The following is a 12,169-nucleotide window of genomic DNA, read 5'->3' on the forward strand; positions in this document are numbered from 1 at the left end:
TTCGGCGCCGGGTCGCGCACGGACGTACCCCGTCATAACCTCACGAACGTGACGCGGAGAGCCATCCGGTTCTGCCTCGCTGTCCTCCTCATGACCCTGGTGACGGCGTGGTGCCCGGTCCTGCCCTCCGTCACCCCCGACCCCGCCGGCCCCGCCGCCCCCGGTGGAAACGGCGGAAGCCCGGGCGCCGACCTCGTCCTTCCCGTGGCGCTGCTCGTCGCGGCCGGCGCGGTGGCCGCGTACACGTACACCAAGCGACGGCGGCGGACCGCCACCCGCACCACACCGCACGGCCGGCCCGGCCACCTCCCGCCCGCGCCGCCCGCCGTGGAGGAGCTGGACGCCCGCGCGCAGCGGGTGCTCGTCGACACCGACGAGGCCGTCCGCACCAGCGAGGAGGAGCTGGGGTTCGCCGTCGCCCGGTCCGGGGAGGAGGCGGCCCGGCCCTTCACCGAGGCCGTCGCGTACGCCAGGGGCGAGCTGGCCGCGGCCTTCCGGCTGCGGCAGCAGCTCGACGACGCGGTCCCGGAGGACGAGGCGGCCCGGCGCCGGATGCTGGAGGAGATCGCCGCGCGGTGCGGCGACGCCGGCCGGCGGCTGGACGCCGAGGCCGGGGCGTTCGACCGGCTGCGCGCCCTGGAGCGCACGGCGCCGCAGGCACTCGCCGCCGCCGGGTCGGCGACGCGGGAGGTGAGCGGGCGGGCGGACCTGGCGGACGCCGCGCTGGTCGCGATGTGCGAGCGGTACACGCCGGCCGCGGCCGTGCCGGTGGCGGACGGCGCCGAGCCGGCCAGGGACCGGCTGCTGTTCGCCGCGGCCAACCTGGAACGGGCGCGGCGGGCGGTGGACGAGGGTGACGGCGCGGCGGCCGCGGTCCATGTGCGCGCCGCCGAGGGCGCCCTGGACCAGGCGGCGCGGCTCGTCGACGCGGTCGACCGGCGCGCCGGGGAACTGGCGGAGGCGGCCGGCCGCCTGCCGGTCGCCCTCGCCGACACCGAGGCGGACCTCGCGGACGCCCGCGGGCTGCTGAAGGGGGCCGCGGAGGGAGTGCCGGCCGCCGATCTCCGCGGGCGGGCCGCGCGCGCCGAGTCGGTCGTCGCCGACGTACGCCGTGCGTCGGCGGCCGGCCGGTACGACCCGATCGACGCGCTGCGCCGGGTCGGGGAGGCGGGCGCCGCGCTGGACGAGGTCCTGACGGCCGCGCGGGAGGGCGAGCGGGGGACGCGGCGCACCCGGGCGCTCGTCGACGGGGCGCTGCTCACGGCGGCCTCCTCGGTGGGGGCTGCGGCCGACCGCATCGCGACGCACCGGGGCGCGGTGGGCGCCCGTGCCCGCACCCGGCTGGCGGAGGCGGACCGCCTGCTGGAGCACGCCCGGTCCCTGGCGGCGGGTGCGGCGGGTGCGGCGGGCGGGCCGGGCGGTGGTTCGGGTGACGCGCGGGACGTGCGGAACGCGCTGGCCGGGGCGCGGCGGGCGGACGTGCTGGCCCGGCAGGCGCGGAGCCTGGCCGAGCAGGACGTGGCCGGGTACGGCGACCCGACCGGGCCGGGCGGCGCGGTGCTCGGCGGCGCGGTGCTCGGCGGCATCCTCCTGGGCGGGCTGCCGGGCCGCGGGCACCGACGGGACGAGGGGCACGAGGACGGGCACGGCGGGGGTGCGGGGGACGGCGGCGGGCCCGGGCGCTTCGGCGGCGGGGGCACCCGCGGCCGCCTGGGCGGCGGCGACCGGTTCCGGCCCGGTCCCCCATGGGACGTACCACCGGACGGACGACGGGACGTGCCCTGACGGAACGGACCGTCCTCACGCCCGCGCCCCGCGCCGCACCCGCCGGGCGGGCCGGCGGGTGCGTCAGAACATGCTGAGCAACTGGTCGACGGTCGGCTCCGCCGAGGCGTCACCGTCCGGGAGGGGCAGCTCGAACCAGACCGTCTTGCCGCGCGGGGTGCGGCGCGACCCCCAGCCCGCGCTGAGCAGCCCGACGAGCTGGAGCCCCCGCCCGCCCTCGTCCGTGTCCCGGGCCCGCCGCCGCCGGGGCTGGACCAGGCCCGCGTCCCACACCTCGCACACCAGGGTGCGGTCGCGCAGCAGCCGGAGCCGTATCTCGCCCTCGCCGTAGCGCAGCGCGTTGGTGACCAGCTCGCTGACGAGCAGTTCGACCGTGTCCACGAGCGGTTCGAGGTCCCAGGCCGTCAGCTGTGTCCGGGCCAGCTCGCGGGCGCGTCCCACCGAGCGGGGCTCGCGGGGCAGCCGCCAGTCGCCGACGGCCTCGGCCGGCAGCCCCTGGATACGGGCCATCAGCAGGGCGATGTCGTCCTCGCCGTGCCGGGTGTCCAGGGTGCTCAGGACGTGGTCGCACACGTCCTCCAGCGGCCGGCCCGGATCGGTCAGCGCGCTGCGGAAGGCCTGCATGCCCTCGTCGAGCGGGTGGTCGCGGGACTCGACGAGCCCGTCCGTGTAGAGGGCGAGCAGCGCGCCCTCGGGCAGTTCGACCTCCACCTCCTCGAAGGGCTCGCCACCGACACCGAGGGGCATCCCGGGCGGTACGTCCAGGTGCAGCGCCGCCTCGCCCGGTTCGACGAGCACCGGCGGCAGGTGGCCGGCGTTGGCGAACGTGCAGCGCCGGGTGACGGAGTCGTACACGGCGTAGACGCAGGTGGCGAGGTAGACCTCGGACAGCTCCGGGCCGCGTGCCGCGCCCGCGACCCGTGAGGCCTGTCCGCCGCCGGTGGGCGTGCCGAGGCCCCGGGCGATCTCGTCGAGGTGGGAGAGCACCTCGGCCGGTTCCAGGTCGAGCTGGGCCAGCGTCCTTACGGCGGTCCGCAGTTCGCCCATGGCGACGGCGGCCCGCAGTCCGCGTCCCATCACGTCGCCGACGACCAGGGCGGTGCGGTGGCCGGGCAGCTGGATGACGTCGAACCAGTCGCCGCCGACCTCCGTGGCGGTGTTGCCCGGCAGGTAGCGGCAGGCGATGTCCAGGCCGGCGGCCTCCGGGTCGCCGGGCGGGAGGAGGCTGCGCTGGAGGATCAGGGCCCGCTCGTGCTCCCGCCGGTAGAGGCGGGCGTTGTCGATGCAGACCGCCGCGCGGGCGGCCAGTTCGGCGGCGAGCGCGCGGTCCCGTTCGCCGAACGGCTCGCTGCCCTTGGTGCGGGAGAACTGCGCCAGTCCGACGACGGTGTCGTGCGCCACCATCGGCACGATGAGCGTGGACTGGACGAGGCTTCCCTCGGCGCCGGGCATGGCGGCCGGCCGGCCGGTGCGCAGAGCTTCGGCGCAGAGCGAGGTGAAGGGGTAGCGGTGGACGGCGCCCATGTCTATGGGCACCGGCTCGCAGCAGCCGGGCGCGGCGGACGGGTGCAGCAGCGGGGCGTCGGAGACGGCGCTGGCGAAGGCGACCCGGCGCAGTTCGGCGCTGGCGCCGTCGGCCCGCCCGGGGGGAGCCTCGTCGCCGCTGAGCAGCCCCTGGTAGAGGTCCACGGAGGCGAGGTCGCAGAAGCCGGGGACGGCGACGTCGAGGAGTTCGCGGGCGGTGGTCTCCAGGTCCAGGGAGTTGCCGATGCGGGCACCGGCCTCGTTGAGGAGGGCCAGGTTGCGGCGGGCGCTGTCGGCCTCGCGCGCCGCGATCTGGCGGCGGGTGACGTCGATGCCGAGACCGGCGACGCCGACGGGCCGGCCCGATCCGCTGTGCACCCGGTAGAGGTTGATCGACCAGTGCCGGCGGTCGGTGCCGCCGGGTACCACGCCGGTGATCTCCAGATCGGTGACGGGGTCGCCGGTCTCCAGCACCCGGCGCAGGGCGGCGGTCATCCGATCGCCCTCGGCGCGGGAGAGGTAGTCGTGCACGGTGCGGCCGCGGTGGTCGTCCGCGGAGCCGCCGAAGACGGTCGCGAACCGTTCGTTGGCCCGCCTGACCGTGAGGTCGGTGTCGAACAGCAGGAAGCCGAAAGGAGATTGTCCGAAAATCGCCTGCGAGGCGGCGAGGTCGGTCTCCATCCGCCGCAGCGCGCGGACGTCGACGACGATGCAGAGCGCGGCCCGCTCGCCGCGCTCCGTCTCGCTCGGCATCACGTACACCTCGGCGATCCCGCGCGGTCCCCGCTCCCCCGGCACCCGGAAGGGGACCAGGCCGGTCCACTCCTTGCCATCGAGGATCTCGGACACCTTGCGGTGGCCGCGCGGCCGCAGTTCGGCCGGCATGAAGGCCTCGACCGGATCCTTGCCCTTGACCTCCTCGGCGGCGATGCCGAACAGGTCGGCGGCGCGAAGGCTCCACTGGTCGACCAGCCCGTCGGGGCCGATCGAGAAGGAGGCGACTCTGATGTAGTCATAGATCGAGCCAGGTGGACTGCTCTGCCACACGACGCCGTTCGCCGTCTCAGGTATCTCGCTCAACGCGACCGTCCCCTCCAGCTCACCGCACCGGACCGGCCATTCCCGCAGTATTCAGCACTACGGCCCCCGGCGGCACGCCGTTCACGATCACAGGGTGGTCTCGTTCGTTTTGAGCCGAGCCCGAAGGTGATCGTTGTCCCTTCCCTCTTCTAACCAGGCAGGGCCAGCTCGAACCACACCGTCTTGCCCGACCTGCCCTTTCGAGTCCCCCAGCGGCGTGCGGAGCAGGCGACCAGCTGCAGTCCGCGCCCCCCTTCGTCGTCCGGGCCGGCGGGCCGCGCGAGAGGCGGATCCGGAAGCGGGTCGGAGACCTCGACGAGGAGCGCCGGAGAGGGCCGGAGGGGCCCGCCGTCGGGGAGGAGGCGGGCCAGGCGGACCCCGATGGGGCCGGAGGCGTAGCGCAGGGAATTGGTCACCAGCTCGCTCACCAGCAGCACCGTCACGTCGACGGTCGCCGGGTCGAGCTGCCAGGTGCGCAGCGTGTCACGCACCGCGTGACGTGCCGCGCGCACGGCGTCGAGTTCGGCAGGGAAGATCCACTCGGCGCACTCGCCCTCGGTGTCGATCACGCCGACCACTTCCAGACCCAGCGGCTGACCCACGTCCAATTTCGGTGGGTTAATCAGCACATACCCGATATTTGGGGTGGGCTATCTCCGTGGCGGGCGCATCGTGGCACGAACGGCGTACTGCTCGCCCGCGTGCCCCTCGCCGCTTCCGGGTGTCCCGCGCCCGCCGGCGCGCCCCGGCGCACCCCGGTGCCGCCACCGGCATCCGGACTCCGGTACGCCCCTCCCGCGCCTCACGCGCCATCCGGGCCCGCCCTCGCCCCCGCTCGCCGCCCTCGCCGTGCCGCCACCGGCGCCCCTCGCCACCCGCGCCCGCCCGCGGCGCGCGGCACCTCACCGGGCGGGCGCGGGTACGGGGACGCGCGGGGGGGGGGCAGCGGCCGTGCGGGGAGGGGCAGCGACGGGCGGGGAAACGGCGACGCGTGCGGGGGGCCGTTCCACGGGCCGTTCCGTCGGTCCGTCGATCCGTCGGTCCGTCGGTCCGTCGGTCCGTCGGTCCGTCAGGAGCGGTCGGCGGGCACCTCGGTGACGGGGCCGGGGGACGGCGGGCCGCCGGGCAGGTGACGGGCGGCCTCAGCGACGGCAGGACGGTCCTGATCCAGCCAATCGACGGTGTCCAGTTCGTGGCGGTACAGCCATCGCAGTTCGTCGTGGTCCTCCAGGGGGCGCGGCTCACCGGAGACGAGCCGGGCCGTCCACACCTGGAGTACGTAACCGGGGGCCAGCGGCCACTCGCCCGGGATCCGCTCACCCGGCTCGGTCTCGACGCCCAGCTCCTCGCGGAGCTCGCGCACGAGGGCCTGCGGCGGGGTCTCGCCCGGCTCCAGCTTGCCGCCGGGCAGCTCCCAGCGGCCGGCGAGCTCCGGCGGGGCGCTACGGCGCGCGGCCAGCAGCCGCCCCTCGTCGAGGACGGCCCCGGCCACCACCACACGATCTGTCATGCGCCGGAGCGTAACGCGCGCCGGACGGCACCCCGCACGGGCCGGGTCGGGACGGACCCGGTCAGGTCGCGGGCTGGCCGACGCGCTCCACCCAGTAGAGCTGCTTGTGTCCGGGGGCGTCGAGACTGTCGGCGATCTTCTGCGCCTCGTCCCTGGTCGCGTACCTGCCCACCCGGTAGTGGTTGCCGTTGTCGTCCTGCCGGATCACCAGCCAGGGAAGGACCGCGCCACTCTCGTTCATCACGCCTCACCCTCCGCCGGCCTGCACGCTTCTAAGCATCCCCACGAAACAGCAATCCGCATATGCCTGAGCCTACGCCAGACCTTTACTGAGCGGATACGTGTTTTTACGAAGAGGTACGCATCCGGCCATGAAATCGGTGCGCCGAGGGGGCGCACCCGGCTGGGTGCGCCCCCTTGCGCGGAGCCGCGGAGCGGAACCACACGAGGCCGGCGCGGGACCGGCACGACCGGAGCGGGGCTGAGTGTCCGTCAGGCCGCCCCGTCACCGCACCGGGAGGTGGTAGGCGATGCGGTAGCGGTCGGCGGGCACGACGACGTCCGCCGTCTCGACCGCCCTCCCGGACGCGTAGTAGGTCCGCTCCACCACCATCACCACATGACCCGGCACTCCCCCGAGCGTGAGCAGCTCCTCCGCCAGCCCCGGGCGCGCGCCGACCTCCTCCACCACGTTGTCCACGACGACGTCGATCGCGGCCATCCGCTCGACCACCCCGCAGCCGCCCAGCGGTCCCTCCTCGGGCAGCATCACGGGCGTGCGTCCGGTGAGGGCGAGCGGCTCCCAGGAAGTGGAGAGCATCATCGGCTCCCCCGCGTCCCGGAAGACGTACCGCGTGCGCATCACCCGGTCCCCCGGCTCGATGCCCAGGCGCTCGGCGACGGCGGCGCTCGCGGCCTCCTGCTCGCTGCCGGACTCCCAGGTGCCGCGCGCCCCCTCGGCGGCCTGCTCCTGGCGGAAGGGGTTGGCACCCGCCGTCAGTCCGAAGCCGGAGCGGGCGATCCTGCGCGGCACGGGCCGCTCCCGGACGTATGTCCCGGACCCCGAGCGGCCTTCGACGAGCCCTTCCGCCATGAGGACCTTCCGGGCCTCCAGCGCGACGGTGTCAGAGACGCCGTACTCCTCGCGGATGCGGGCCTGCGAGGGGAGCCGGGTGTGGGGCGGCAGCGAACCGTTCACGATCTTTTCCCGGAGATCGCTCGCAACGCGCAAATAAGCGGGCTGCTCACCGAAGGTCACGTGGCCACTCCCATCAGGTTGACAGACAGCAACAGACTGGCAACCGTGGGTTGCCCACCGCAAGCGTGGGCCAAGGTTTCACTCGATGTGATGACAGCCGTTTGAGCACCAGCTCACCACGGGTACGGACCCGGAACCGCCACCCCGGCGCCCGGCCACGCCACCCCTGCTCGCGGTCCGCCCGCACGCCGGGTCCCCGCAAGCCCGATCAGGTGCTGTCCGTGCCGTCCGCGCCGGCGGCTTCGTCCGAGCTGTCGGAATCGTCCGCGAACCCGGGCGGCGGCGTGACGTCCAGGCCCAGGGCGCCGCGCGCCCGTGCCCCCAGGTCCGGCGGGAGCGCCTCGTACGCGGGCTCGTAGTGCTCCCAGAAGGTGTCGGGATCCGTGGCCGCCGCCATCGCGGCCCAGTGCTTCCGGGCCGCCTCCAGTTCCGTGACCAGGTCCGCCACGGGCTTGCGCGCGGCGGACGGCCACGGGTGGGCGCGCAGCCGCGCGGCCGTGGTGCTCAGGGTCGCCGACACCTTCCCGGCCCACGCCACGTTGGCCTTCCGGTCGTCCTCAACGTCGGCCTCGGGCTCCTCCCAGAGGACCGCGTCGATCCGGTTGACCGGCTCCAGGAAGGCGATCTGGTGCCTGTCGAGGGACGTGCCGTCGTTGCGCACCGACCCGGTCAGCTTGCCTTCCTCGGCGGCGAAGGCGCAGGTCACCGACCGGTCGCCGATCGCCCAGCTCTCCTTGCTCGGCTGGTAGTAGTACGTCGAGGCGTTGTCCGGGACGGCCCAGCCGTCCATCGCGTAAGCGGTGCTCAGCGCCTCGCAGCGCCGCTCGGCGAGCGGCTCGACGGCCTCGTCGCCGGGCCACGCGTCGAACCCGGTGATCGTGAAGCTGCCGGATATCTCGCCGTCGTGGGGCCCGGCGCAGTCGACGATCGTCACGTCGGCGGAGCCCGCCTCGGCGATGCCGCCGGGGCTGTCGAAGCACTGCCCCTTGCGCAGGTCGAAGGTCGACCGCGTGCGGGACACCTCGTCGACGGCCTCCCGCATGCCGTCCGAGACGTCGCGGAACGTCCCGGTGGCGATTCCGGCCACCACCAGCAGCGTGCTGACCAGGGACAGGGCGATGCCCGTGACGGCCATGCCCGTGCCCCGCTCGCCGCGCTTCCTGATCCGGCCGAGGGCCAGCCCGCCCAGGACCATGCCGAGCGGCGGCAGCACGCACACGATGCCGGTGACGAGGGCGGCGATGGCGAGCCCGTTGACGTTCGCCGCGGGCGGCGGGCCGGGCACACCGAACGGCGGGGGTGCCTGGGGGTACGGCTGCCCGGGCGGGGGCCAGCCCTGGGGGGCGGCCTGGGGCGGGCCCTGGGGCGGGCTTGGAGGGGTGTCCTCTGAGGGTCCCTGGTGGGCTCCCTGGGGCGGGCCCTGGGAGGGTCCCTGGGCGGACGGTTCCACGGTTCTCGGTGCTCCTGTCGGGGGCGGGGCGCATCGCACGCGTGCGCGGCTGGCGCATCGTACGTGGTCGTCGGCAGGAGGCGGCACGGGGGAAGCACCGGGGTCCCGGCCCGCCGTCGGCGCAGCGGGGAGGGGCGGCCGCCGTGTGGCGACCGCCCCTCTCTTCACTCACCCGGTGCTTCGCTCACCCGGTGCTCAGAACTGCAGGGCCCAGGAGTCGATCCGGCCGGTGTCGTAGTTCGCGTTGTCGCTCACGCGCAGTTTCCACGTGCCGTCGGCGACCTCGGAGGAGGCGTTGACCGTGTACGTGGTGTTGATGTTGTCGGCGCTGCCGCCCGTGCCGTAGCCCTTGAGGGTGTAGGCGGTGCCGTCGGGGGCGATCAGCTGGACCTGGAGGTCACCGATGTAGGTGTGGACGATGTTCACCGGTACCTGGAGGGCCGACGGGGCGTTGCCCGTGACGCCGCTGACGGTGATCGGCGACTCGACCGTGGTGTTGTCGCCGATCGCGTAGTCGGCGGTGTTCTCGAAGCGCTTGCCGGGCGGCGGCGTGGTCCCGCCGTCACCGACGTACAGCAGGCGGTTCGGGGAGCCGGTGCCCGGGTTGCCGACCACGCCGGTGGTGGCGGCGGAGGTGAGGGCGGTGGCGACCTGCGCCGGGGTGGCCGTGCGGTTGTTCGCCAGGTAGAGGGCCGCGGCGCCCGCGACGTGCGGGGTCGCCATCGACGTACCGGAGATGGTGCTGGTGGCGGTGTCGCTGTTGTTCCAGGCGGAGGTGATGGACGAGCCGGGCGCGAACAGGTCCACCAGGCTGCCGTAGTTGGAGAAGCTGGAGCGGGCGTCGGTGTTGGTGGTGGAGCCGACCGTGATGGCCTCACCGACGCGCGCCGGCGACGAGTTGGACGCGTCGCGGCCGTCGTTGCCCGCGGCGATGGCGTACGTGACGCCGCTGGCTATGGAGTTGCGCACGGCCGTGTCGAGGGCGGAGTCCACGCCGCCGCCGAGGCTCATGTTGGCCACGGCCGGCTTGACGGCGTTGCGGGTCACCCAGTCGATGCCGGCGACGACCTGGGCGGTGGTGCCGGAACCGGAGTTGTTGAGGACGCGGACACCGACGATCCTGGCCTTCTTGGCCACGCCGTAGGAGGACCCGGCGACGGTGCCGGCGACGTGCGTGCCGTGACCGTGGCCGTCCTGCGCCGTGTTGTCGTTGTCGATGGCGTCGTAGCCGTAGGTGGCCCGCCCGCCGAAGTCGCCGTGGGTGATGCGTACGCCGGTGTCGATGACGTACGCGGTGACGCCCTCGCCCGCCGGTTCGGGGTAGGTGTAGCTCTGGTTCAGCGGCAGGGCCCGCTGGTCGATCCTGTCCAGGCCCCAGGACGGCGGCGACGGCTGGGTGCCGTTGATCGTGAAGACGCGGTTCTGCACGACCGAGTCGACGGCCGGGTCGGCGGCGAGCTTCTTCGCCTGGGCCTCGGACAGTTCGACGGCGTAGCCGTTGAGGGCGGAGGTGTACGTCCTCTCGATCTTCGCGCCGTAGCGGGCGGCGACGGCCTTGCCCGCCTTGGACTCGGCGTCGGCGGCCGCCTCGTCGAGGGTGACGATGTAGCTGCCCGCGACGGCGCCGGGGGCTCCGGCGTTCTCGATCACACCTTCCGGGGCGGCCGCGGCCGCGGTGGCCGGGAGGGCGGAGAGGGTGCCGAGCGCGAGGGCGGCGACGACGGTGGCGCCGGCTGCGGCCAGTCTTCGCCGCGGGGTACGCATCACTGACATGTGAGGGGTCCTCCTCATTGGTGGTGCGTTGCTGTGGGGGTTTGGACAGGTGCATGACAAACAGCGCCGCCGTGTACGCGGCGTTGCCCGAATTCGCCTGCCGAGCGAAAGATTGACCGATCCATAGGAATCCCACAAGGGTCCTGACGCGCCGGTAACAGCCCCGCCACATGAATGTCATGCTGGCTTTCATGACCCTTCCGGCGAACTACCGGTGCCCCCGTTGCGGTGCCCGATCGTCCGTATCGGCACTGACCTGGTGCTGCCCCGGGTGTCAGGGTCCCTGGGACCTGGATTTCCGTGCCGCGCCCGTACCCCTGGCGGCGCTGCCCGGCCGGACCGGTTCGCTCTGGCGCTACGAGGAGGCGCTGCCGCTCGCCGACCCCGGCTGCTCCCTGGGCGAGGGCCGCACACCGCTCGTCCGGCTCACCGACACCGTCTCGGCCAAGCTCGACTTCCTCATGCCCACCCTGTCGTTCAAGGACCGGGGCGCCGTCATGCTCGCCGAACTCGCCCGCCGCCTCGGCCCCCGCCGCGTGATCGCCGACAGCAGCGGCAACGCGGGCACCGCCATGGCGGCCTACTGCGCCCGCGCGGGCCTGGACTGCACCGTGTACGTCCCGGAGGGCACCTCCCCCAAGAAGCTGGAGCAGATCCGGGCGCACGGGGCACGGCTCACGGTCGTCCCCGGCGACCGCGAGGCCGCGGCACGGGCCGCCCGCGAGGCCGCCGGCGAACCGGGCACCTTCTACGCCTCGCACGTCCACAACCCCTTCTTCCTGCACGGCACGAAGACCTACGTGTACGAGCTGTGGGAGGACCTCGGCGGGCGGCTGCCCGACACCCTGGTCCTCCCGGTGGGCAACGGCACCCTCCTCCTGGGCGCCGCCCTCGCCACCGCCGAGCTGCACGCGCACGGCCTGATCCCGTCGCGCCCCGCCCTGGTCGCCGTGCAGGCGGAGGCCGTCGCGCCGCTGGCGGAGGCGTTCCGCGCGGGGGCCGGCGAACTGATCGCCCCCGCGCAGGCGCGCCCCACCCTCGCGGAGGGCATCGCCATCCCGAACCCCCCGCGGGCCCGCCAGATCCTGCGGGCGGTACGGGAGTCGGGCGGCACGTTCCTCACGGTGACGGAGGACCGGATCCGGGCCGCCCAGCTCGACCTGGCCGCCCGCGGACTGTTCGTCGAGTCGACGGGCGTGGCGTGCTGGGCGGCGGTCCGCGCCCGCCCGCAGACCGGCAGCACGGTGGTCCCGCTGTGCGGCGCGGGCGCCAAGACGGGCCTGGCACCTGCCTGACCCGACGCCGCGCCGCCGGGCGCCGACGGGTGCAGCATGGAAGAGGGGCCGAAACCCAACAGCCAGCCGGAGGAGCGGGAGCCATGGGCACGTACATGGACGTCCACCGAGGAATGAAGGGCATCACGTCGGACCAGCTGAGCGAGGCCCACCGGGCGGACCTGGCCATCGAGAAGGACGAAGGGGTGCACTTCGAGCACGCCTGGGCCGACCCGGAGTCGGGCACGGTCTACTGCCTGTCCACCGGCCCCTCGGCCGACGCGGTCCAGCGCATCCACGAACGCACCGGCCACGCGCCCGACGAGATCCACGAGGTGACCCTCACGGTCTGACCGCACACCCCGGACGCACGGCGGCCCCCGAGGGCCCGGGCGGGCGACCGGGCGAGCGCGGTCACGACCGCCACGGCCGCTGCCCGCCCCCGCCTCGGGCCGGTACTTCCGGCAGCGGGGCGGGCCCTGCGGGAGCCGGGACCTTCGACGCCGCCGCCGGGG

10 protein-coding genes are annotated in these 12,169 nt (G+C 74.5%); 3 read left to right on the forward strand and 7 right to left on the reverse strand.

Going from position 1 to position 12,169, the window contains the following annotated elements; all coding sequences use genetic code 11:
- Positions 1–90: 90 nt before the first annotated feature.
- Positions 91–1,785 (forward strand): hypothetical protein, encoded by a 1,695-nt coding sequence (locus A4V12_RS06710; RefSeq protein ID WP_064068294.1) that lies wholly within the window; start codon positions 91–93, stop codon positions 1,783–1,785.
- 63 nt (positions 1,786–1,848) lie between these two features.
- Here the strand turns inward: A4V12_RS06710 and A4V12_RS06715 are convergent, their stop codons facing one another.
- From A4V12_RS06715 to A4V12_RS06745, 7 genes are all read right to left on the reverse strand, one after another.
- Positions 1,849–4,389, reverse strand: a complete 2,541-nt coding sequence (locus A4V12_RS06715) for a SpoIIE family protein phosphatase (RefSeq protein ID WP_064068295.1) — start codon at positions 4,387–4,389, stop codon at positions 1,849–1,851.
- A gap of 149 nt (positions 4,390–4,538) precedes the next feature.
- Positions 4,539–4,967 carry an ATP-binding protein gene (locus A4V12_RS06720; protein ID WP_064068409.1) on the reverse strand — a complete coding sequence of 143 codons (429 nt, stop codon included), beginning with the start codon at positions 4,965–4,967 and terminating at the stop codon, positions 4,539–4,541.
- A 491-nt stretch (positions 4,968–5,458) separates the two neighbouring features.
- The gene (locus A4V12_RS06725; RefSeq protein WP_064068296.1) at positions 5,459–5,899 is read right to left on the reverse strand and encodes a (deoxy)nucleoside triphosphate pyrophosphohydrolase; all 441 of its coding nucleotides are present in this window, start codon (positions 5,897–5,899) and stop codon (positions 5,459–5,461) included.
- Between the two features lie 61 nt (positions 5,900–5,960).
- Entirely contained in the window at positions 5,961–6,140 is a 180-nt protein-coding gene (locus A4V12_RS06730) for a hypothetical protein (protein ID WP_064068297.1), read from the reverse strand.
- Positions 6,141–6,404: 264 nt separating this feature from the next.
- Positions 6,405–7,157 carry a GntR family transcriptional regulator gene (locus A4V12_RS06735; RefSeq protein WP_064068298.1) on the reverse strand — a complete coding sequence of 251 codons (753 nt, stop codon included), beginning with the start codon at positions 7,155–7,157 and terminating at the stop codon, positions 6,405–6,407.
- A 208-nt stretch (positions 7,158–7,365) separates the two neighbouring features.
- Complete coding sequence (locus tag A4V12_RS06740) at positions 7,366–8,442, reverse strand: DUF4190 domain-containing protein (protein ID WP_064068299.1); 1,077 nt, start codon at positions 8,440–8,442, stop codon at positions 7,366–7,368.
- Positions 8,443–8,802: 360 nt separating this feature from the next.
- Positions 8,803–10,380, reverse strand: a complete 1,578-nt coding sequence (locus A4V12_RS06745; protein ID WP_064068300.1) for a S8 family peptidase — start codon at positions 10,378–10,380, stop codon at positions 8,803–8,805.
- Between the two features lie 179 nt (positions 10,381–10,559).
- On the opposite strand from A4V12_RS06745, the gene A4V12_RS06750 reads away from it, so the two are divergent.
- Together A4V12_RS06750 and A4V12_RS06755 are read left to right on the forward strand one after the other, a co-directional pair.
- The gene (locus tag A4V12_RS06750; RefSeq protein WP_199831230.1) at positions 10,560–11,675 is read left to right on the forward strand and encodes a pyridoxal-phosphate dependent enzyme; all 1,116 of its coding nucleotides are present in this window, start codon (positions 10,560–10,562) and stop codon (positions 11,673–11,675) included.
- An 83-nt stretch (positions 11,676–11,758) separates the two neighbouring features.
- Positions 11,759–12,007, forward strand: a complete 249-nt coding sequence (locus A4V12_RS06755) for an SCO4226 family nickel-binding protein (RefSeq protein WP_064068301.1) — start codon at positions 11,759–11,761, stop codon at positions 12,005–12,007.
- Positions 12,008–12,169 lie beyond the last annotated feature (162 nt).

This window comes from Streptomyces noursei (genome assembly GCF_001646665.1).
Classification (GTDB): Bacteria; Actinomycetota; Actinomycetes; order Streptomycetales; family Streptomycetaceae; genus Streptomyces; species Streptomyces lavendulocolor.

What these genes read in the sequence shown, in the direction of transcription:
- A4V12_RS06710 (WP_064068294.1), top strand. Translation starts at nt 91, where the DNA reads ATGACCCTGGTGACGGCGTGGTGCCCGGTCCTGCCCTCCGTCACCCCC.
- A4V12_RS06725 (WP_064068296.1), bottom strand. Translation starts at nt 5,899, where the DNA reads ATGACAGATCGTGTGGTGGTGGCCGGGGCCGTCCTCGACGAGGGGCGG.
- A4V12_RS06730 (WP_064068297.1), bottom strand. Translation starts at nt 6,140, where the DNA reads ATGAACGAGAGTGGCGCGGTCCTTCCCTGGCTGGTGATCCGGCAGGAC.
- A4V12_RS06745 (WP_064068300.1), bottom strand. Translation starts at nt 10,380, where the DNA reads ATGTCAGTGATGCGTACCCCGCGGCGAAGACTGGCCGCAGCCGGCGCC.
- A4V12_RS06750 (WP_199831230.1), top strand. Translation starts at nt 10,560, where the DNA reads ATGCTGGCTTTCATGACCCTTCCGGCGAACTACCGGTGCCCCCGTTGC.
- A4V12_RS06755 (WP_064068301.1), top strand. Translation starts at nt 11,759, where the DNA reads ATGGGCACGTACATGGACGTCCACCGAGGAATGAAGGGCATCACGTCG.